This is a genomic window from Gordonia sp. Swx-4, from assembly GCF_030316175.1.
Taxonomy (GTDB): Bacteria; Actinomycetota; Actinomycetes; order Mycobacteriales; family Mycobacteriaceae; genus Gordonia; species Gordonia alkanivorans.
Genome location: NZ_CP128197.1, coordinates 3,066,613 through 3,086,868, shown reverse-complemented (window position 1 = coordinate 3,086,868; position 20,256 = coordinate 3,066,613). Strand labels below are relative to the sequence as shown.

The 20,256-nt window shown below is 68.1% G+C and carries 21 protein-coding genes; 16 read left to right on the top strand and 5 right to left on the bottom strand.

All coding sequences use genetic code 11. The features are described 5' to 3' along the window. Positions 1-870 (top strand): potassium channel family protein, encoded by an 870-nt coding sequence (locus PWF70_RS14025; RefSeq protein ID WP_006359550.1) that lies wholly within the window; start codon positions 1-3, stop codon positions 868-870. Between the two features lie 24 nt (positions 871-894). On the opposite strand, the gene PWF70_RS14020 is transcribed toward PWF70_RS14025, so the two are convergent. After that, the gene (locus PWF70_RS14020; protein WP_006359549.1) at positions 895-1,344 is read right to left on the bottom strand and encodes a nitroreductase family deazaflavin-dependent oxidoreductase; all 450 of its coding nucleotides are present in this window, start codon (positions 1,342-1,344) and stop codon (positions 895-897) included. A gap of 88 nt (positions 1,345-1,432) precedes the next feature. Next, positions 1,433-1,810, bottom strand: a complete 378-nt coding sequence (locus tag PWF70_RS14015) for an HNH endonuclease (protein ID WP_187346503.1) — start codon at positions 1,808-1,810, stop codon at positions 1,433-1,435. Between the two features lie 81 nt (positions 1,811-1,891). On the opposite strand from PWF70_RS14015, the gene PWF70_RS14010 reads away from it, so the two are divergent. The 4 genes from PWF70_RS14010 to PWF70_RS13995 all read left to right on the top strand — a co-directional run bounded on the left by PWF70_RS14010 (position 1,892) and on the right by PWF70_RS13995 (position 5,283). Next, on the top strand, positions 1,892-2,725 hold the full coding sequence (locus PWF70_RS14010; RefSeq protein WP_040004223.1) for a thymidylate synthase: 834 nt from the start codon (positions 1,892-1,894) through the stop codon (positions 2,723-2,725). Then, entirely contained in the window at positions 2,722-3,228 is a 507-nt protein-coding gene (locus PWF70_RS14005; RefSeq protein ID WP_006359546.1) for a dihydrofolate reductase, read from the top strand. Before PWF70_RS14010 ends, PWF70_RS14005 begins: the two co-directional genes overlap by 4 nt. Continuing rightward, entirely contained in the window at positions 3,228-4,454 is a 1,227-nt protein-coding gene (locus PWF70_RS14000; RefSeq protein WP_035754129.1) for a winged helix-turn-helix domain-containing protein, read from the top strand. Before PWF70_RS14005 ends, PWF70_RS14000 begins: the two co-directional genes overlap by 1 nt. A gap of 61 nt (positions 4,455-4,515) precedes the next feature. Then, positions 4,516-5,283, top strand: a complete 768-nt coding sequence (locus PWF70_RS13995; protein WP_006359544.1) for an HAD-IIB family hydrolase — start codon at positions 4,516-4,518, stop codon at positions 5,281-5,283. On the opposite strand, the gene PWF70_RS13990 is transcribed toward PWF70_RS13995, so the two are convergent. Beyond that, positions 5,280-6,944, bottom strand: coding sequence for an alkaline phosphatase D family protein (locus PWF70_RS13990; RefSeq protein WP_006359543.1), 1,665 nt, complete (start codon positions 6,942-6,944; stop codon positions 5,280-5,282). The genes PWF70_RS13995 and PWF70_RS13990 overlap by 4 nt on opposite strands. A 104-nt stretch (positions 6,945-7,048) precedes the next feature. Here PWF70_RS13990 and thyX point away from each other — a divergent pair, with 104 nt between their 5' ends. The 6 genes from thyX to PWF70_RS13960 all read left to right on the top strand — a co-directional run bounded on the left by thyX (position 7,049) and on the right by PWF70_RS13960 (position 15,719). Next, on the top strand, positions 7,049-7,801 hold the full coding sequence (thyX, locus tag PWF70_RS13985) for an FAD-dependent thymidylate synthase (protein ID WP_006359542.1): 753 nt from the start codon (positions 7,049-7,051) through the stop codon (positions 7,799-7,801). Positions 7,802-7,839: 38 nt separating this feature from the next. After that, a complete protein-coding gene (dapA, locus tag PWF70_RS13980; protein WP_005197420.1) occupies positions 7,840-8,745 on the top strand; it encodes a 4-hydroxy-tetrahydrodipicolinate synthase in 906 nt (301 codons plus the stop codon). Then, positions 8,745-10,739, top strand: a complete 1,995-nt coding sequence (locus PWF70_RS13975; protein WP_006359541.1) for a ribonuclease J — start codon at positions 8,745-8,747, stop codon at positions 10,737-10,739. Before dapA ends, PWF70_RS13975 begins: the two co-directional genes overlap by 1 nt. A gap of 20 nt (positions 10,740-10,759) precedes the next feature. Next, a complete protein-coding gene (locus PWF70_RS13970; protein ID WP_035754172.1) occupies positions 10,760-11,392 on the top strand; it encodes a TIGR03085 family metal-binding protein in 633 nt (210 codons plus the stop codon). Between the two features lie 98 nt (positions 11,393-11,490). Further along, positions 11,491-14,499 carry a DNA translocase FtsK gene (locus tag PWF70_RS13965; RefSeq protein ID WP_196222005.1) on the top strand — a complete coding sequence of 1,003 codons (3,009 nt, stop codon included), beginning with the start codon at positions 11,491-11,493 and terminating at the stop codon, positions 14,497-14,499. Between the two features lie 224 nt (positions 14,500-14,723). After that, positions 14,724-15,719: a TerC family protein gene (locus tag PWF70_RS13960; protein ID WP_006359537.1), complete on the top strand. Its 996-nt coding sequence runs from the start codon at positions 14,724-14,726 to the stop codon at positions 15,717-15,719. 9 nt (positions 15,720-15,728) lie between these two features. On the opposite strand, the gene PWF70_RS13955 is transcribed toward PWF70_RS13960, so the two are convergent. Together PWF70_RS13955 and PWF70_RS13950 are read right to left on the bottom strand one after the other, a co-directional pair. Further along, positions 15,729-16,007, bottom strand: a complete 279-nt coding sequence (locus PWF70_RS13955; protein ID WP_006359536.1) for a YciI family protein — start codon at positions 16,005-16,007, stop codon at positions 15,729-15,731. 4 nt (positions 16,008-16,011) lie between these two features. After that, positions 16,012-16,587: an amino-acid N-acetyltransferase gene (locus PWF70_RS13950; protein WP_006359535.1), complete on the bottom strand. Its 576-nt coding sequence runs from the start codon at positions 16,585-16,587 to the stop codon at positions 16,012-16,014. 138 nt (positions 16,588-16,725) lie between these two features. Between PWF70_RS13950 and pgsA the strand changes: the two genes are divergently transcribed. From pgsA to PWF70_RS13925, 5 genes are all read left to right on the top strand, one after another. Continuing rightward, positions 16,726-17,436: a CDP-diacylglycerol--glycerol-3-phosphate 3-phosphatidyltransferase gene (pgsA, locus tag PWF70_RS13945; protein WP_006359534.1), complete on the top strand. Its 711-nt coding sequence runs from the start codon at positions 16,726-16,728 to the stop codon at positions 17,434-17,436. Positions 17,437-17,524: 88 nt separating this feature from the next. Beyond that, a complete protein-coding gene (locus tag PWF70_RS13940; RefSeq protein ID WP_005197401.1) occupies positions 17,525-17,863 on the top strand; it encodes a helix-turn-helix domain-containing protein in 339 nt (112 codons plus the stop codon). Positions 17,864-17,924: 61 nt separating this feature from the next. Then, positions 17,925-18,746: a phage shock protein PspA gene (gene pspA, locus PWF70_RS13935; RefSeq protein WP_006359533.1), complete on the top strand. Its 822-nt coding sequence runs from the start codon at positions 17,925-17,927 to the stop codon at positions 18,744-18,746. A gap of 10 nt (positions 18,747-18,756) precedes the next feature. Continuing rightward, positions 18,757-19,950 (top strand): glycosyltransferase, encoded by a 1,194-nt coding sequence (locus PWF70_RS13930; protein ID WP_006359532.1) that lies wholly within the window; start codon positions 18,757-18,759, stop codon positions 19,948-19,950. Then, a complete protein-coding gene (locus tag PWF70_RS13925; RefSeq protein WP_006359531.1) occupies positions 19,941-20,135 on the top strand; it encodes a DUF3046 domain-containing protein in 195 nt (64 codons plus the stop codon). Before PWF70_RS13930 ends, PWF70_RS13925 begins: the two co-directional genes overlap by 10 nt. Positions 20,136-20,256: the final 121 nt, after the last annotated feature.

Genomic DNA, 20,256 nt, shown 5'->3' with positions numbered 1-20,256 from the left:
ATGCAGCAGACCGGACTCGGCGTGATCAACGTTCCCGAACGCGCACAGAATCCAGTACGTGCGATCGGTATACGCGTCGCCATCGCCGTCGGCGTCATCTCGATCGCGACGGCGGTGGTCTACGTCGACCGGGATGCCTACAGCCACGCACTGGATGCTCCACTCACACTCCTGGACTGTCTGTACTACGTCACCGTGTCGCTCTCGACCACAGGTTACGGCGACATCGCTCCCATGACCCCGGGAGCTCGAGTCGTCAACGTTCTCGTGGTCACGCCGTTGCGCGTCCTGTTCCTGGTGGTGCTGATCGGGACGACTCTCGAGGTGCTGACCGAACGGTCTCGTCGGGCGTGGCGGATTCAACGGTGGCGGCACAACCTGCGCGACCATCACGTGATCGTCGGCTTCGGCACCAAAGGTCGAAGTGCGGCCCGCGCGCTCATCGACGCCGGCGTGGACACCGCGAGTCTCGTGGTGGTCGACAGCGACCCGAATGCGCTCGACGCCGCGGAATCGCTCAACCTGGTGGCTGTTCGTGGAGACGCCACACGGAGTGAGGTCCTCAAGCTGGCCGAGGCCGGCGCGGCCCGTGCCATCCTCATCGCTGTTCACAGCGACGCGACAGCCGTCCTCATCACCCTTACCGCCCGCCAGCTCAGTCCCGGGGCCAACATCGCGGGTGTGGTCCGCGACGCGCAGAACGTGTCGCTGCTGCGCCGATCGGGTGCCGACACCGTCGTCGTCTCCGCGGCGACCGCGGGGCGCCTCATGGGAATTGCGACTCGGACACCACATGTCGTCGAGGTGGTGGATGACCTGTTGACTCCGGGAACACGGCTGTCGATGGTCGACAGGCCCGAGGACCGTTGACCGCGGCAATGTTCCGCGGAACACCTACCTGGGGGTCAGCTTGATGATCGGCAGTTCTCGATCGGTCTTCTCCTGATACCCGGCGAACCGCTCGTTCTTGCTGATCTGATTCCAGGCCTGGGCGCGTTCGTCGCCGTGGAGCTGCTGGGCGCGGACCTCGACGGTCTTGCCGCCCACCTCGATCCGGGCCTTCTCGGGGTTCGCTTTCAAATTGTGGTACCAACCGGGGTTGTTCACGGCTCCGTTCGCCGACGCCACGATCAGCCAGCTGCCGTCGGGGCCCGGGAACCAGGCGAGCGGGGTGGCCCGCTCCTGACCGCTCTTGCGGCCGACGGTCGTCAGCACGAGCGCATTCATCCCGCCGAACTGTCCCTTACGGCGGATCATCGGCGCGACGACCTTGTTCACGATGCGCATGAAGGGGCCCTTCGGCACCCGGCCGCCGCGCGTACCCGCCGAGGTCTCGAAACTCATCGTCGAACTCTCCTTCGCCAGATGGTCTCAGTGTGCGCCTCCCGAGTGTTCCGCGGAACACTTCGGACCTGCCAGATCGGGCTCCGCACTACTCGACGTCGGCGAGGAGCCTGCTCACCTCGTACTGCCGCACCAGGAACGCCTTCTCGTCGAGCTTCTTGCGGCGCATCCAGGAGGTGACCTCGGAATTGCACTTGCTGGCATTGCACGAACCGCAGCACGGGACGACGTTGGTCACGGTGTAGCGGCCGCCCCGCGAGATCGCCAGCATGCAGTCGCGCTGGAGGGCGACGCCGTCCGCGCCGCAGTACGCGCACCCACCCCAGGCCTCCTGGAGTGCGAGCCACTGGGTGTCGGTGAGGTCGTTGTCGCGGGAGGCGACGCGCTTGCGACGCCGCTTGGCATAGCGGTTGGCGCGGGTGGTGCTGCGAGTGGCCACGGGAGGAGGATACCCCCGACGCCACATGCGTCACTGCAGTCACAGCAGGTGGTTGCCGCGTGTCGTGCGGGCGGCGACGTGTCGGGGGCTTTGCCTAGACTGACACCCGTGAGTACGGCCATCCGCGACATCTCATCGACCGGGACGATCCCCACTCCTTACGAGGACCTGCTGCGCCTCGTGCTCGAGACGGGCACCCCGAAGGCGGATCGCACCGGCACGGGCACAAGAAGTCTCTTCGGGCATCAGCTGCGCTACGACCTCGCCGAGGGCTTTCCGCTGATCACCACCAAGAAGGTGCACCTCAAGTCGATCATCTACGAGCTCCTCTGGTTTCTGCGCGGCGACTCCAACGTCCGCTGGCTCCAGGAGCGCGGCGTGACGATCTGGGACGAGTGGGCCGACACGAACGGTGAGCTCGGACCGGTGTACGGCGTCCAGTGGCGCAGCTGGCCGACTCCGTCAGGGGAGCAGATCGACCAGATCTCCGCAGCTCTCGAGATGCTCAAGACCAATCCGGATTCACGACGCAACATCGTGTCGGCGTGGAACGTGGGGGAGATCCCGCAGATGGCGCTGCCGCCCTGCCACGCGTTCTTCCAGTTCTACGTCGCCGACGGCAAGCTCTCCTGCCAGCTCTACCAGCGCTCGGCCGACCTGTTCCTCGGCGTGCCGTTCAACATCGCGTCGTACGCGCTGCTGACCCACATGATGGCGCAGCAGGCGGGCCTCGAGGTCGGCGAGTTCGTGTGGACCGGCGGCGACTGCCACATCTACGACAACCACCTCGACCAGGTGAACCTGCAGCTCTCGCGCGAACCCTACCCGTATCCGAAACTCGAGCTACGCAAGCGGGATTCGATCTTCGACTACGAGTACGACGACATCGAGATCGTCGGCTACCAGTCGCATCCCGGGATCAAGGCGCCGGTGGCGGTGTGACCCGCCGAGTCCGGCTCGTCTGGGCGCAGGGCCGCGAGGTCACCGGTGAAGGGGCCGCGATCGGACGGGACAACACCATCCCCTGGCGCGTCCCCGAGGACATGGCCCGGTTCAAGGAGAAGACCCTCGGCAACCCGGTCGTCATGGGCCGCAGGACGTGGATTTCCCTGCCACCGAAGTTCCGGCCGTTGCCGGGCCGCACCAACATCGTGGTGACACGCAATCCGGACTGGTCCGCCGACGGTGCGGTGGTGGCCCGATCCGTCGAGGAGGCGTTGGCTCTCGCCGACGGCGACACCGTCGGTGTCATCGGCGGTGGCGAGATCTATCGGGCGGCAATGCAGTTCGCGACCGAACTCTGCCTCACCGAGATCGACGTCGACGTCCCCGGAGCCGACGCGTTCGCGCCGGAGATCGGGCCGGAATGGACGGTGGCCGACAAGGGGGAGTGGCGGACCTCGACCACCGGTACGCCCTACCGCTTCATCGACTACACCCGCTGATGGCGCCGGACCGGCTGTCTCCGGCTCAGGCGCGTCGAACCGCGCTGGCGGCACAGGGTTTCGCCGATCGCGCACCGTCGGGCACCCCGACCATGGCCCACCTCAAGCGCGTCGTCGGCCGGACGGGTCTGCTCCAGATGGACTCGGTCAACATCGTCGCGCGGGCGCACTTCATGCCGCTGTACAGCCGGCTCGGTCCCTATGACCCCGACCTCCTCCATCGCGCCGCGTGGCAGCCGACGAGGGGCCGACGGCTCCTCGTCGAGTACTGGGCTCACGAGGCCGCACTCATCCCGGTCGAGGACTGGCCGCTGTTCCGTTGGCGCATGGACGAATTCGCCGACGGGCGGTACCGACACACGCGTGAGGTCATGCGCCGCAACAAAAGTCTCGCCGCGGACGTCCGCAGCGTGATCGAGGAGACCGGTGCCGCGATGCCGCGGACCATCGAGGAGAAGCTCGGCATCGAACGCGAGCCGGGCACGGCGGGGAGCTGGTGGCAGCGCGGCGAGGTCAAGCACCTGTGCGAGGCGATGTTCGCCGCAGGCGACCTGTCGGCGGTGCGGAACGGCAACTTCATGCGCCACTACGACCTCACCGAACGGGTCGTGGGCGCCGACATCGCCGCGCAGCGTCCGGATCGCGCGCAGGCACACCGGGATCTTCTCGCCCGGGCCGCGCGTTCACTCGGCGTCGCGACCGTCGCCGACCTCGCCGACTACTACCGCATCAAACCTGCCGACGCCCGGCCGGCCGTTGCCGACCTGGTGGATTCGGTTGTGCTGCACGAGGTCTCGGTGGACGGATGGCGCGACCCCGCCTATCTCGCCGACGGTGCGCCGATGCCGCGAAGCATCGACACCTCGGCGATCCTCTCGCCGTTCGACCCGCTCGTGTTCTTCCGGCCGCGAGCCGAGCGCCTCTTCGACTTCCACTACCGCATCGAGATCTACGTCCCCGAGCACAAACGCATCCACGGTTATTACGTGCTGCCCTATCTGCTGGGCACCGACATCGCCGCACGCGTCGACCTCAAGGCCGACCGCAGGTCCCGAACCCTGTTGGTACTCGGTGCCTTCTGTGAGTCCGGGCACGATCGCGGCACCGTCGCCGAACGATTGGCCGCCGACCTGCGGACTTTCGCGCGGTGGCTCGACCTCGACGACGTGTCGGTCGGCACGAAGGGTGACCTCGCGCGCGATCTCCGAGTCGTGATGGGATGCTGAGCACCGGGAGAACGCGAACCAGCGGAACAAACATCCGGGGACCAGAAGGAGAGTAGCGACGATGACCGTGTCGTATGAAGGCAACGACTACCGCTTGGTGATGTTCGACCTCGACGACACACTTGCCCCCTCGAAGAGCCCGCTCGATGACCAGATGGTGGACCTGCTCCATCGAATGCTCGACGTGAGCCTCGGGTGCATCATCTCCGGCGGCAACTTCACCCAGTTCGAGAAGCAGGTCCTCGCGCGCCTCGGCACCTTCGACTCCGTCGGCAACCTCCATCTGATGCCCACCTGCGGCACCCAGTACGTCCGTTGGGCGGGCAGCGAGTGGGAGACCGTCTACGCCGAGTACCTGACCGACGATGAGAAGAAGCGCACGGTCGACGTCCTCGAGACCGGTGCCAAGGCGCTCGGCATCTGGGAGAGCGAGACCTGGGGCGAGATCCTGGAGGACCGCGGCAGCCAGATCACCTTCAGTGCGCTCGGGCAGAAGGCCCCGGTCGACGCCAAGGCCGCCTGGGACCCGGATGGCGCGAAGAAGGAGTCGCTGCGCGCCTACGCTGCCGAACGTCTGCCCGACCTCGAGGTCCGCAGCGGCGGTTCGACGTCGGTCGACGTCACCAAGAAGGGCATCGACAAGGCGTACGGCGCGCTCAAGCTGATGGACATCCTCGGCCTGACCACCTCCGACATCCTGTTCTTCGGCGACCGCCTCGACGAGGGTGGCAACGACTACCCGGTCAAGGCACTCGGCATCACCTCGATCGCCGTGCACGGCTGGCCCGACACCCACGCCAAGCTGTCGGCGATCCTGGATCAGAGCTAGACCGCGGGTCGCCCGACCGGCTGGACCCGCTGCGTTCCGCTGCGCACCCGGAAGGACTTGGCGTAATACTGCCCCGAACGCGGGTTGGTCTTGTCGTTGAGGAAATACCAGTCCATCTGGGTGGCGGACGGCGTGACGGTCAGCACCGAGTATCCATGCGAGTCCAACTCGCAGTAGCGGATGTGGTGATTGGCGGCCCCGAACGCGGCCGCGATCGTCGGACCGGCGGTGTTCTCCGGCACGTTGAACATCTCGTCGATGTTGGTCGACGTCACCGACGTCCCGACCAGTTCTGTCGCGACGGTTCCGGCGCCGGGATAGTTCGCGACGTCGACGGGGATGTCACAGGCCCACGACGAGTGGATGTCGCCGGTGATGAACACGACGTTGTCGACGCCGTTGCTCGTGATCGAGTCGAGCAGACGCCGGCGGTCGGCGGCGTAGCCGTCCCACTGATCGGCGTTGTAGGGGATGCCTTCCCGCGGAACGCCGAGCAGCTCGGTGACCGCGCCGGTGGTCTGCGGGTCGAGCGGCGGGATCAGCACCGGCGTGATCATCACCGGGTTGCCGACGATCCGCCACCGGGTCTCCGACGACGCGAGTCCGTTGGTCAGCCACGACATCTGGGCGCGGCCCATCATCGTGCGGGCGGGATCGTCGATGCGTGACGACACCGCGTCGACCTGGAGGTCGCGGTAGGAACGCAGATCCAGCATCGACAGCTCGAGCAGCTTTCCGAACCTGAGTCGGCGGTACAGATGTCGGCCCTGCGGGTCGACGCCCGGTCGGATCGGCATCCACTCGGAGTAGGCGCGCAGGGCCGCGCTGCGGCGCACGATCCACGAGCCCTCGCCGGGCTGATGGTTCTCCGCGCCGTCCCGCCAGCTGTCGTTCGACGACTCGTGGTCGTCCCAGATGCAGATGAACGGCGTCGACCGGTGCAGTGCGGTGAGGTCGGGATCGGTCTTGTACTGCCCGTGGCGGGTTCGGTAGTCGCGCAGTGTGCGGATCTCGTGGCGCGGGTCGTGGATGCGGACCGCGCCGGTCTTCCCGGTGTACCGGCCGGTTTGGTACTCGTAGTAGTAATCGCCCAGGTGCACCACGGCGTCGAGGTCCGGCTGGTTGTTCAGATGCCGGTAGGCCGAGAAGTACCCGGCCTCCCAGTTGGCGCAGGACACGACGCCGAAGCGGAGCCGCGCGACGTCGGCCCCGGTCGCGGGAGCGGTGCGGGTGTGGCCGACCGGCGAGACGGCCCCGGCGGCCGGTCCGGACGTCACGGTGAACCGGTAGTGGTAGGTCGTCCGCGGACTCAGCCCGGTGGCGTCGACCTTGACGGTGAAGTCCTTCTCGGCCGACGTCTGCTCGACCCCGGAACCGACGATCGCACCGAAACCAGCGTCCCGAGCGATCTCCCAGCGGACCGAACATGGTTGTCCCACACCGGAACCCGGTGTCGATGCGGGGGACTGGGTGATGCGGGTCCACAGGATGACCGCGTCGGGCAGCGGGTCGCCGGAGGCCACGCCGTGAGCGAAAACGTTTCGCGGGGCGGCTTGCGCCGAGCCGGATTCGGCGACGGCGGGCAAGGTGAGGGCGGCGCCGGTGACGACCGCACCGGTTCGCAGGAAAGTCCGTCGGGTGGACTCATGCCGAGTGGACACATAGGGACCTTACCCACCGCGGACCGCGACTTCAGGCCGAATCCACGCCCCGTGGAGCGGTGGGGGACAATCAGGGCACACAAACGTCGAACGGAGGGGACTGCGTGTCCGAGTTGGTGCCACTGAAGGTGCAGATGGTCGCCATGACCCAGTTCACCCCGCCCGAGGACGTGCCGTGGAGCACGGATGCCGAGGGCGGCGAGGCGCTCGTCGAGTTCGCGGGCCGCGCCTGCTACCAGAGCTGGGACAAGCCCAACCCCCGTACCGCCACCAACGCCGGCTACCTCCGACACATCCTGGAGGTCGGGCACCTGTCGCTGCTCGAGCACGCCTCGGTGACCTTCTACATCTCCGGCATCTCGCGCTCGTGCACCCACGAGCTGATCCGCCACCGGCACTTCTCCTACTCGCAGCTGTCGCAGCGGTTCGTGCCCGAACACGACTCCAACGTCGTGGCGCCGCCGGCGATCGTCGGCGACGAGCACCTCGAGGAGCTCTTCACCGCCGCCACCGACGCGAGTCGCGAGGCCTACACCGAACTCCTCGATGCGCTGGAGGCGAAGTTCGCCGACGTGCCGAACGCGATCCTGCGCCGCAAGCAGGCACGTCAGGCGGCACGATCGGTGCTGCCGAACGCCACCGAGACCAAGATCGTCGTGACCGGCAACTACCGGGCGTGGCGGCACTTCGTCGGCATGCGCGCCACCGAGCACGCCGACGTCGAGATCCGGCAGCTCGCCGTCGAATGTTTGAGGCAGTTGATGCAGGTGGCGCCCACGGTTTTCGGCGATTTCGAGATCGGCACGCTCGCCGACGGCACCGAGGTCGCGACCTCACCGTTCGTGCTGGAAGGGTGAGACCCGTCACGGATACGGAGGCGGTAGCCTTTAGCACCATGAACGCAGTCCAGGAACCGCTGCACGAGCATCCCTTCGGGACGAACGTGGTGGCGATGGTGACCCCCTTCCGTCCCGACGGAAGTCTCGATCTGGACAAGGCCGCCGTCCTGGCCGACCACCTCGTGTCGAAGGGTTGCGACGGGCTTGTCGTGTCCGGCACCACCGGCGAATCGCCGACCACCACCGTGCCCGAGAAGCTCGACCTGCTGCGCGTCGTGCTGGACGCCGTGGGCGACCGCGCCCGGATCACCCAGGGTGCCGGTAGCTACGACACCGCCGAGAGCGTGCGGTTCGCCATCGAATCGGAGAAGATCGGCGCCCACGGTCTGCTCGTGGTGACCCCGTACTACTCCAAGCCGCCCCAGGCCGGCCTCCTCGCGCACTTCCGGACCGTCGCCGACGCCACCGCACTTCCCGTGCTGCTCTACGACATCCCGCCGCGCTCGGTCGTGCCCATCGCCAACGAGACGATGCTGGCGCTGGCCGAACACCCGAACATCCGCGGCGTCAAGGACGCCAAGGGCGACCTGCACTCGGCCGCCGGCCTCATCGCCACCACCAAGCTCGAATACCTGTCGGGCGAGGACGCACTCAACCTGCCGTGGCTGTCGATCGGTGCCACCGGTTTCGTCAGCGTGATCGGGCACCTAGTTCCGGATCGCCTGCGCGAGATGCAGATCGCGGTGGAGAAGGGGGATCTCGCCACGGCGCGGACCCTCAACACGTCGATGCTTCCGCTCGTCAACGCCATGGGACGCCTCGGAGGTGTCACGATGGTGAAGGCGGCGCTGCGCATTCTCGGACTCGAGGTGGGCGATCCGCGCCTGCCCCAGGTGCCCGCCTCCGGGCCTCAGATCGAGGAGCTGATCGTGGATCTACGTGCGGCAGGTGTTCTCGCCTGATGTCTGACAACACCGGCACTGACACCAACGGTCCCGAAGCACGGACCACGCGCCCCCGACGCCGTGCCGCCTCCCGTAAGGCCGGACCGCCGAGTACGCCGCCGGTGGAAGCGGTCCCGGTCGACACGGTTCCGGCCACCACCGCGCCCGACGCGGGCCCGGCTCGCCAGGCCCCCGCGAAGACCGAGACCGCACCCAGGCATTCCGCCAAGCAGAAGTCCGGTTCGTCGTCCGGTGGCCGGCGCGGCCGGCACGAACGCGGCGGCGACTCTCGCGGTCGCCGCAACGAGCAGGCGACCCCGGCGCCGGTCGATCGCCTCGGCACCCCGCGCCGCCTGCCCAAGGGTGGACTGCGGATCGTCGCGCTCGGCGGTATCGGCGAGATCGGCCGCAACATGACCGTCTTCGAGTACGACGGACGTCTGCTGATCGTCGACTGCGGTGTGCTGTTCCCCGAGGACCAGCAGCCCGGCGTCGACCTGATCCTGCCGGACTTCCGCTACATCGAAGACCGCATGGACGACGTCGACGCGGTGATCCTCACCCACGGCCACGAGGACCACATCGGCGCGATCCCGTTCCTGCTGCGGCTGCGCAGCGACATCCCCGTCGTCGGTTCGAAATTCACGCTCGCCCTCGTCGAGGCCAAGTGCCGGGAACACCGCCTGCGGCCCAAGCTCGTCGAGGTCGCCGAGGGGGAGCGGACCGACCACGGCCCGTTCGAGTGCGAGTACTTCGCCGTCAACCACTCGATCCCAGACGCCCTCGCGGTCGCGATCCGCACCCCCGCGGGTCTCGCGCTGCACACCGGAGACATCAAGCTCGACCAGCTGCCCCTCGACGGTCGGCTCACCGACCTCGCCGGCTTCAGCCGCCTCGGCGACGAGGGTGTGGACCTGTTCCTCGTCGACTCGACCAACGCCGAGGTCCCCGGCTTCGTCACCCCCGAACGCGAGATCGGCGGCGTGCTCGACCAGGTCATCGGCAAGGCCAGGCAGCGTGTCATCGTCGCGTCCTTCGCCAGCCACGTGCACCGCATCCAGCAGATCATCGACGTCGCGCACACCCACAATCGGCGCGTCTGCTTCGTCGGCCGGTCGATGGTGCGCAACATGCAGATCGCGCAGGACCTGAACTACCTGTCGGTGCCGGACGGTGTCGTCGTCGACCTCGACACCGCCGCGACGCTTCCCGACCACCGCATCGTGCTGATCTCCACCGGTTCGCAGGGCGAGCCGTTGTCGGCGCTGTCGCGGATGGCGCGCGGCGAGCACCGCCAGATCAACATCCGCGCCGACGACCTCGTCGTGCTGGCGTCGTCGCTGATCCCGGGCAACGAGAACTCGGTCTTCGCCGTGGTCAACGGTCTGGCCAAGCGCGGTGCCACCGTGATCACGCAGCAGAGCGCGAAGGTGCACGTGTCCGGCCACGCCTCGGCCGGCGAGTTGCTCTACCTGTACAACGCGGTGCGCCCGTCGAACGTGATGCCGGTGCACGGCGAATGGCGTCATCTGCGCGCGAACGCCGCACTCGCGGTCGCGACCGGCGTGCCGGAGGACCGCGTCGTGCTGGCCGAGGACGGTGTGGTGGTCGACCTCGTCGACGGCCGCGCCGACATCGTCGGCCGCGTCCCGGTCGGACACGTCTACGTCGACGGACTGTCCGTCGGCGACGTCGGCGAGTCGACCCTGTCCGAGCGTCTCGTGCTCGGCGAGGGCGGCTTCATCGCGATCACCGTCGCCATCGATGCCACGACGGGTCGCGCGGTCAGCTCGCCGGAGGTCTCCGGCAGAGGCTTCTCCGACGACCCGGACGCGCTCAAGTCGGCCGCCGACCTGGTCAACCAGGTCCTCGACTCGCTCGCTGCCGAGGGCGTCAACGACGCGCATCGCATCGCGCAGGGAATCCGGCGCGCCGTGGGCCGCTGGGTCTCCGACGTCTACCGTCGCCGGCCGATGATCGTGCCGACGGTGCTCGCCGTGGGCGCCGACTAGTTCTCGCTACTGTGGGCTGGGTGACCGGTGCACAGGAGGAACGAGCGGCTCTCGTCGAGACCATGAAGAAGGTGGGCCCGGACGCGCCCACCCTCTGTGAAGGTTGGACCACCCGCGATCTGTTGGCTCATCTCGTCGTCCGCGAACGACGCCCCGACACCGGGCCGGGCATCCTGATCCCGGCCTTCGCCGGCTACACCGAGAAGGTGAGGACCAAGGCCGCCCGGCGGGACTTCGACGAACTTCTCGACGAACTCGCATCCGGGCCGCCGGTCTACTCGCCGTTCAAACTCGTCGACCGGTTCGCCAATCTCGCCGAGATGTTCGTCCACCACGAGGACGTGCTGCGTGGGGGAGCGGACCCGGCGGGGCGCTGGACGCCGCGGATGCTGTCGCCCGAACTCGAGGCCGAGCTGCGCGGTCCGGCCACGTCGATGGCGAAGATGACCCTCAAGAAGATCCCCGCGCGCGTCACCCTGCGCACGACCGCCGGCGAGGACCTCGTCACCGTCGGCTCCGGGAAAGAAGTCGTGGTCACGGGATCGATCGGCGAACTCGTCCTGTTCGCGTTCGGACGCGCCCCCGTCGCAGTCACCTTCGACGGCGATCCGAGCGCGATCGCCGCGGTTCGTGACAGTTCTCACGGCCTGTAGGGCGTGTCGGCGATGCAGGCGGGTAACAACTTCGACACGTCGCCGTTATCAGTGTTGCCCGTGTGACTGAAGTGAACAGAGCCGACTAGTCTGTCGGTATGGCTTCGAAGGCAAGCACGGGTACGCGCACGTCCGCGTCGAAGGCATCCGGCACACGGTCGGGTGGCACGAGCACCGGACGGTCGACCGGGTCGGCGGCACGTTCCGGCGCGAGCCGGTCAGGCAAGAGCACTGCGAACAGCCGCGGGGCGAGCAAGTCGTCGACCCGTGCCGGTTCCGCACGGTCCGGTGCGGGCAAGTCCGGGGCCTCGCGCACGTCGAGCCGATCCACGAGCACCGGGTCCCGCAGCCGGCAGTCCGCCACCGCGACACCGCGTCGCCGGAACACCTCCGCGTCGGCCGAGTCGGTCGATCTGCACCGCCGTTCGGTGGCCGCCGCCGGCGCCTCCGCGGTGGGGAAGGGGATCGGCGCAGGCTGGTCGCTGTTCGCCCGCGGTGTCGGCAGCGCGGCTCGCGTGGGTTCCGGCGTCGGCCGGGGGCCGCGCACCGAGTCGCGACCGTTCGACGACGATGATCTCGAACTGGATGCCGTCGACGCCGACTACGACGACGAGGTCGACGCCGATGGTGCGCCCGGTCCGCGTGGACCGGCTCCGCGCGGGCAGGGACACAGTCATCGCCGCGACGGTGTTGCTCTGGGACTGCTCGCGCTGGGTCTGTTGTTCGCGGCCAGTGTCTGGTTCGGGGCCGCCGGACCCGTCGGCGCATTCATCGAGGCGCTGATCCGCGCGATCGTCGGCTCGGCGGCGGTCGTGGTGCCGGTGGCGCTCGTCGTGGTCGCGATCATGCTGATGCGACGCCCCGCGGCACCCGAACGACGTGGCCGCTATCTCGGCGGCGGGTCCCTCGTCGTGCTGCCGCTGCTGGGCATCATGCATCTCATCGCCGGTGCACCGCTGGATCTGCCGGGCCGATCGTCGGCGGCGGGTTTCGTCGGTTTCGCCATCGGCACGCCGCTCACCACGGGCGTCACCGCCTGGGTGTCCGTCCCGATCCTGTTGCTGTGCATGGCCTTCGGCGTCCTGATCCTCAGTGGACGCACGGTGCGTGAGGTCGTCGACGCCGCCGCCGGATATCTCGGACTGGGTGTGCCCGGTGCCGACGACGCGCCGTGGGAGAGCGACCTCGACTGGGACGAGGACGCGGAGAACTACGAGGATCCCGACTTCGGCGATCCCGCGGCGGACGACGCCGACGATGACGCCTTCGGCTCCCGCGCGACACGTCGCTCGTACTCGTCGAACCCGTACGACAACTACCCGCCCGACGAGACCCCGTCGCGGCCGGTGAGCCGATCGCGCCGCAAGCCGGCCAAGGTCGCCGAGGAGCCGATCGAGGAAGCGGTCACCGAGAACTTCGCCGACGCCTACACCGAGCCGTTCGGCGACAACGCCGCCGACGAGCAGATGACCGAGGTCATCGAGCCACCGGCCCGCCCGGCCACTGCACGTCGTACGACGCCGGCCGCGCGTCCGGCGCCCAAGCCGGCACCCGCAGCGGAGCCGGAACCAGAGCTCGACGACGAGGCGTTCGCACCCTCGGAACCGGCAGCCGAGGGTGACTACATCCTGCCGCCCCCGCACCTGCTGCTCGAGGGCGATCCGCCGAAGGCCGGCACCAGCGCCAACGACGAGATGATCGACCGGATGACCGGCGTGCTCGAACAGTTCAAGATCGACGCGGCCGTCACCGGCTACACCCGCGGACCGACGGTCACCCGCTACGAGGTCGAGCTCGGACCGGGCGTGAAGGTCGAGAAGATCACCGCGCTCCAGCGCAACATCGCCTACGCCGCGGCGACCGACAACGTCCGCCTGCTCGCGCCGATCCCGGGCAAGTCCGCGGTCGGTATCGAGGTGCCCAACGCCGACCGCGAGATGGTCCGCCTGGCCGACGTCCTCAGCGCGCCGTCGACCCGCAAGGACAAGCATCCGCTCGTCATCGGTCTCGGCAAGGACATCGAGGGTGACTTCGTCAGCGCGAACCTGGCGAAGATGCCGCACCTGCTCGTCGCCGGTTCGACCGGCTCGGGTAAGTCGAGCTTCGTCAACTCGATGCTGGTGTCGCTGCTCAGCCGCGCCACTCCCGAGCAGGTCCGGATGATCCTCATCGACCCGAAGATGGTGGAGCTCACCCCGTACGAGGGCATCCCACACCTGATCACCCCCATCATCACGCAGCCCAAGAAGGCTGCCGCCGCCCTCGCGTGGCTGGTGGAGGAGATGGAACAGCGCTACCAGGACATGAAGGCCTCGCGGGTTCGCCACATCGACGACTTCAACACGAAGGTGCGTTCCGGCGAGATCACCACCCCGCTCGGCAGCGAGCGGGTGTACAAGCCGTACCCGTACATCCTCGCGATCGTCGACGAGCTGGCCGACCTGATGATGACCGCACCGCGCGACGTCGAAGAGGCGATCGTGCGCATCACCCAGAAGGCGCGCGCGGCCGGCATCCACCTGGTCCTCGCGACCCAGCGTCCGTCGGTCGACGTGGTCACCGGTCTGATCAAGACCAACGTGCCGTCTCGCCTCGCCTTCGCCACGTCGTCGCTGACCGACTCGCGAGTCATCCTCGACCAGCCCGGCGCCGAGAAACTCATCGGCATGGGCGACGGACTGTTCCTGCCGATGGGCGCCAACAAGCCCATCCGCATGCAGGGCGCCTACATCTCCGACGAGGAGATCGCGGCCGTCGTCGACTTCGCCAAGGAGCAGGCCGAGCCCGAGTACACCGAGGGCGTCACCGCGGCGAAGGCCGGCGAGAAGAAGGACATCGACAGCGACATCGGCAACGACCTCGACGACCTGCTGCAGGCGATCGAACTCGTCGTCTCCAGCCAGTTCGGTTCGACGTCGATGCTGCAGCGCAAGCTACGCGTCGGCTTCGCCAAGGCCGGCCGCCTGATGGATCTCATGGAAACCCGCGGCGTCGTCGGACCGAGTGAGGGCTCCAAGGCGCGCGAGGTGCTCGTGAAGCCCGACGACCTCGCCGGGGTCATCGCCTCCATCACCGGCGGCGGGGACGACGAGTCGGCCGAGAGCTGAGGAAGTGGCTGAACAGGGATTTCCGTGGCCGCCTACCGGCATCCGGTAGGCTGGCCGCCAGATCCATGAGGGGAGTATCCCCGACGCGGCGTCTCCGTCAGTACGGTGCCGATCCGCGGTGATGCCGATCATCACCGCCTCGGTGACCCGGAGCGTCGGCCCCCGAATCCCGGGTGGGAGAGACCTCTGGCTCGTCAGCTGATGCTGCCTGCTGGAGGACTACTGTGGACGTTTCTTTATCCCTATGGCTGATCACCGTTGCGGTGATCCTCGGATTGTTCGTGTTCGACTTCTTCTCACACGTGCGCGTGCCCCATGCACCGTCACTCAAGGAGTCGGGCACCTGGTCGGCGGTTTACATCTCGCTCGCCATTGCCTTCGGTGTCTTCGTCTGGTGGAAGTGGGGCGGAACGTTCGGTGGCGAGTACTTCGCCGGGTACGTCACCGAGAAGGCGCTCTCGGTGGACAACCTGTTCGTCTTCGTCATCATCATGGCGAAGTTCGCGGTGCCGCCGGAGTACCAACAGAAGGTGCTGCTGCTCGGCATCGTGATGGCGCTCGGCATGCGCGCCGTCTTCATCGCCGTCGGTGCGGCCGCCATCAACGCCTACAGCTGGGTGTTCTACCTGTTCGGGGCCTTCCTGATCTTCACCGCGGTCAAGCTGCTCCGCGAGAGCGACGACCCCGTCGAACACGAGGAGCAGCGGGAGACCAGGCTCGAACGCTTCGTCAAGCGGTTCCTGCGCACGCATGACTCCTACGACCGCGACAAGCTCTTCACCCGCGTCAACGGCAAGCGGCTCGCGACGCCGATGCTGATGGTGCTCATTGTCATCGGCTTCACCGACTTGCTGTTCGCACTCGACTCGATCCCGGCGATCTACGGCCTGACCTCCGAGCCGTACCTGGTGTTCACCGCCAACGCCTTCGCGCTCATGGGCCTGCGCCAGCTGTACTTCCTGCTCGGCGGACTGCTCGACCGGCTGGTGTACCTCTCGATCGGCCTGTCGATCATCCTGGCGTTCATCGGCACCAAGCTGGTCCTGCACGCCCTGCACGAGAACACGCTGCCCTTCGTCAACGGCGGCGAGCACGTGAGCGTCCCGGAGATCTCGACGCCGCTGTCGCTGTCGGTGATCCTGGGTGTCCTCGTCGTCACCACCGTCGCGAGTCTGGTGAAGAGCAGGTCAGGGGCTGACAAGGATCAGGCGCAGACCTGACGCGACCCGTCAGAACGGTCCGAAGACCTGGTTCCACTCGTCGATCCGCACGGCGTCGACGGCCTCGTGAGCCTGGAACGGGTCGTTGGCGAGGAAGGCCTCGGCGGCCTCGAGGTCGGCCGCGCTGATGATGATCAGCGCGCCCGACCCGTCCGGGTACGGCCCGGCGAGGAGCACGTTGCCCGCCTTGTTCTCCTCGCCGAGCCACTCCCGATGCAGCGGACGGTGCTGGTCGCGGAGTGCGGCCTTGGCCGGACGGTAGGTGTACTGGACGGCGAAAAAGGGCATCTGCTCACTCCTCGGAGATGGTGGCCAGCATCCTGGTGTTCCCCAGGGTGTTGGGTTTGACGTAACTCAGGTCCAGGAACTCGGCGACACCGGTGTCGTAGGAGCGGCACATCTCCTCGAACACCTCACGCGTGACCGGGGTGCCCTGGATCTCGCTGAACCCGTGCTTGGCGAAGAAGCTCGTCTCGAAGGTCAGCACGAAGACGCGGGACAGTTCGAGTTCGCGGGCGATCTCCATCAACCGGCCGACGATCTTGTGACCGATCCCGCGACCGGAGAACGTGGGGTCGACCGCGACCGTGCGGACCTCACCGAGATCGGCCCACAGCACGTGAAGGGCCCCGCAGCCCACGACCTCCCCGTCGAGTTCGCCGACCCAGAACTCCTGCACCGACTCGTACAGGGTGACGAGGTTCTTCTCCAGGAGGATCTTGCCCGCGTACTCGTCGATCAGTTCCTTGATGCGCGGCACGTCCGAGGCACGCGCGCGTCGCACCACGACATCGCCAGTAGTCGATTCGGGCGCAACGGGATCCGCCGTGGATTCGGGTTCGGCGGGCTCCGGGGAGACGGGGGACATGGGACATCACCTTAGTCCTGTGCGGACATGCGCATCGGCCCGGTTTACCTTCTGCGCGGCGTGGGCCGATACCCTGTTGAGCGTGCGTATGAGAATTCCCGTGTATCGCGGAACCCGTCCGCGCCCGGGGGTGTGCTCATGACCGATCGCATTCGGCGGGCCGTCGACGAAAAAGGTATCGCGAATGTGGGCCGCGGGCCGGATCACATCACCGATCCGGTCGACCCGGTCCCGGTGGTCAACATCGCGAACGCACTGACTGTCTTCCGGATCCTCCTGGTCCCGGTGTTCCTGGCGGCCCTGTTCATGGAGTCCGGTGAATCCACGCTGTGGCGCACGGTGGCCACGGTCGTCTTTGCGGTCGCGGCCCTCACCGATCGGTACGACGGGCGCATCGCCCGGCAGCGCGGCCTGATCACCGACTTCGGCAAGATGGCCGACCCGATCGCCGACAAGGCCCTCATCGGCGGTGCGCTCGTCGGGCTCTCGATCCTCGGCATCCTGCCCTGGTGGGTCACCGCGGTCATCATCGCGCGCGAACTGTGGGTCACGGCGCTGCGCTTCTGGGTGCTGCGCCACAAGGTGATCCCCGCCAGCCGCGGCGGGAAACTCAAAACCCTGCTGCAGGCGGTCGCGATCGGTCTGTACCTCGCGCCGCTCGGCGGGGGATGGCAGATCGCCGCCGGGATCCTGATGGGTCTCGCGGTGGTCGTGACCATCTACACCGGGCTCGACTACACCTGGCAGGCGATCAAGGTCCGCTCCGGCGGGTCCGGCACCGGCACCCCCGATCCGGGGTCGGCGCCGCAGGCGCGACGGGCCGTCGGAGGAACCGGCGCGGGCCGCTGAGTTCGACTACTGTCGGGGGAACCGCGGCCGGGGAACGATCCGGCCGCGTGAGGCGTTGGCTGAGGAGTGAACAGGGAGAGGAGACTCGATGGCGATGCTCTTACGTGAGGCGCTCGGCGACAGCCTTCGTCGGGTCCGCACGCAGCAGGGTCGGACCCTTCGTGAGGTGTCCACCGGTGCACGCGTGAGTCTCGGTTACCTCTCCGAGGTCGAGCGCGGTCAGAAGGAGGCCTCGAGCGAACTGCTCGCGGCCATCTGCGACGCACTCGACGTGGAGATCGCCGACCTCCTCCTCGACGTCGGGCACGCGATGCGTCCCGCCGAGACGGTGGCCCCCGAGGTCGCCGAGGCCGGTCTCACCGCGACCAAGGTGGTCATCCCCGCGCCTGCCGGACGCCGCGACGCGACCGCGCTGGCCGCGGCCTGAACGCGCAGCCACTAGATTGGTCTGCACAGTCCTCAAACCCTTGAATGGAGTGACGTAGAGCATGGCGAACCCGTTCGTGAAGTTGTGGCGCTACCTGACGGCACTCGGTAACGCGAAGATCGACGAACACGCCGACCCGAAGGTCCAGATCCAGCAGGCGATCGAAGATGCTCAGCGTCAGCATCAGGCGTTGTCGCAGCAGGCCGCCTCGGTCATCGGCAACCAGCGACAGCTCGAGATGAAGCTGAACCGGCAGCTCGAGGACATCGAACGCCTGCAGGCCAACACCCGTCAGGCGCTGACGCTCGCCGATCAGGCCGCGGCCGCCGGGGACACCCACAAGGCCACCGAGTACACGAACGCCGCCGAGGCGTTCGCAGCCCAGCTGGTGACCGCGGAGCAGAGCGTCGAGGACCTCAAGTCGCTGCACGATCAGTCGCTTCAGGCTGCCGGCCAGGCCAAGAAGGCCGTCGAGCGCAATGCGATGATCCTCCAGCAGAAGCTCGCCGAGCGCTCCAAGCTGCTCAGCCAGCTCGAGCAGGCGAAGATGCAGGAGCAGGTCAGCGCGTCGCTCAACCAGATGAGCGAGCTGTCGGTGCCCGGCAACACCCCGAGCCTCGACCAGGTGCGCGACAAGATCGAGCGCCGCTACGCCAATGCCCTCGGCTCGGCCGAACTGGCGAAGAACTCGGTCCAGGGCCGGATGCAGGAGGTCGAGCAGGCCGGCATCCAGATGGCCGGTCACTCCCGCCTCGAGCAGATCCGCGCCAGCATGCGCGGCGACGCCCTGCCGTCCGCCGGAGCGACCGCACCGCCGCTGCAGAAGGGTCAGCCGGCGACGCAGGCCACCCCGCCGACCACCGAGCCGCCCGCGCAGAACTGATCCGCGGCACGTGCATGTCGCACTTGTCGCGGGTTCTGATGCAGGACATGCCTTTCCGGCCTTCGCCCTCGCCGAGCGTTTTGTCTCGGCGGGGCACCGGGCGACGGTCTACACCGGACTGAACTGGTCGGATGCCGCGCGTCGTCGCGGCATCGACATCGCCGAACTCCCGGGTCTCGCGGCCACGGATGTCGACGACGACGCCGACGCCGGGGACAAACTCGGCGCCCGTGCGGCGCGGATGGCGCAGCTGCTGGCACCCGTGCTGTCCGAGTCCGGCGCCGAACTCGTCGTCTCCGATGTCATCACCGTCTGCGGGGGATGGGCGGCGCAGCTGAACGGCCTGCCGTGGATCGAGCTCTCGCCACATCCGCTGTACCTGCCGTCCCGCGGACTACCGCCGATCGGTTCGGGTCTCGCCCCGGGAACCGGGTTTCGTGGTCGCGTCCGGGACGCGCTGATGCGTGCCGCGACCGCGACCTCCATCCGCAAGGGCGAACGGCAGCGTGCCGCTGCGCGGGTGTCGATCGGTCTGCCCGCCGCCGACGACGGCCCGAGTGCGCGGTTCGTGGCGACCCTGCCCGGCCTCGAGGTGGCACGGCCCGACTGGCCCGCCGACACCCATCTGATCGGCCCACTCCTGTGGGAACCCACCGACGACCTCTTCGACCGCCCCGCCGGTGACGAGCCGCTGGTGGTACTCGCGCCGTCCACGGCCGAGACCGGCGCCGCCGACATGGTCGGTGTGGTGCTCGAGGCGCTGTCCGAGCCGGTTCTCGGACGGCGTGTCCGGGTGGTGGTCTCCGGGCTGCACCGGCCGACGGCCGAGGACCTGGCCCGCTTCGGCGGCGGCGTACCCGCCCCGATCACCGCGGGACTGGGACGGCAGGACGAGGTGCTGGCCCATGCCCGGGTACTCATCTGCGGCTCCGGGCACGGCATCCTCGCCAAGGCGATGACCGCCGGGGTGCCGGTGGTCGCGGTACCCGGCGGCGGCGATCAGTGGGAGCTGGCGAACCGTCTCCAGCGCGCGGGTGCGGGCCGGTGGGTCCGCCCGCTCACCGTCGACGCCGTCGCCGACGCCGTCCGCGCGGTCCTCGACGACACCGGACACGCCCGCTGCGCCGAGCGGATCGGGGAGAGCGGCACCGACACCGTCGACCCGGTGGTGGTGGCCGAACGTAGGGTGGGGCTGTGCGCCTGACCGAGTTCAACGAACTGATGAGCACCGAATTCGGTGTGACACGGGCGGATTCGATCCTCGTCGACCACGTGCTCACCGAGTTCGCCGGCCGCACCGGTGCGCAGGCGATCGACGACGGGATCGACCCCCGCGATGTCTGGGTGGCGATCTGCCGCGACTTCGACGTGCCGCGACAGCGGTGGTGACACGCCCCGCGTGTCGCACTTGCCATCGAACACCTGTTCGTTCATTCTGGTGATCAGACGGAACCGAACGGGCCGCCGCCGCGTCTGAAGTATCGGGACCGAGGAGAAGAATGGGTCGCCG

Coding starts and splice junctions, on each gene's coding strand:
- PWF70_RS14025 (WP_006359550.1), top strand. CDS start 1: ATGCAGCAGACCGGACTCGGCGTGATCAACGTTCCCGAACGCGCACAG.
- PWF70_RS14020 (WP_006359549.1), bottom strand. CDS start 1,344: ATGAGTTTCGAGACCTCGGCGGGTACGCGCGGCGGCCGGGTGCCGAAG.
- PWF70_RS14015 (WP_187346503.1), bottom strand. CDS start 1,810: ATGTGGCGTCGGGGGTATCCTCCTCCCGTGGCCACTCGCAGCACCACC.
- PWF70_RS14000 (WP_035754129.1), top strand. CDS start 3,228: ATGGCGCCGGACCGGCTGTCTCCGGCTCAGGCGCGTCGAACCGCGCTG.
- PWF70_RS13995 (WP_006359544.1), top strand. CDS start 4,516: ATGACCGTGTCGTATGAAGGCAACGACTACCGCTTGGTGATGTTCGAC.
- dapA (WP_005197420.1), top strand. CDS start 7,840: ATGAACGCAGTCCAGGAACCGCTGCACGAGCATCCCTTCGGGACGAAC.
- PWF70_RS13975 (WP_006359541.1), top strand. CDS start 8,745: ATGTCTGACAACACCGGCACTGACACCAACGGTCCCGAAGCACGGACC.
- PWF70_RS13965 (WP_196222005.1), top strand. CDS start 11,491: ATGGCTTCGAAGGCAAGCACGGGTACGCGCACGTCCGCGTCGAAGGCA.
- PWF70_RS13955 (WP_006359536.1), bottom strand. CDS start 16,007: ATGCCCTTTTTCGCCGTCCAGTACACCTACCGTCCGGCCAAGGCCGCA.
- PWF70_RS13950 (WP_006359535.1), bottom strand. CDS start 16,587: ATGTCCCCCGTCTCCCCGGAGCCCGCCGAACCCGAATCCACGGCGGAT.
- pgsA (WP_006359534.1), top strand. CDS start 16,726: ATGACCGATCGCATTCGGCGGGCCGTCGACGAAAAAGGTATCGCGAAT.
- PWF70_RS13940 (WP_005197401.1), top strand. CDS start 17,525: ATGGCGATGCTCTTACGTGAGGCGCTCGGCGACAGCCTTCGTCGGGTC.
- pspA (WP_006359533.1), top strand. CDS start 17,925: ATGGCGAACCCGTTCGTGAAGTTGTGGCGCTACCTGACGGCACTCGGT.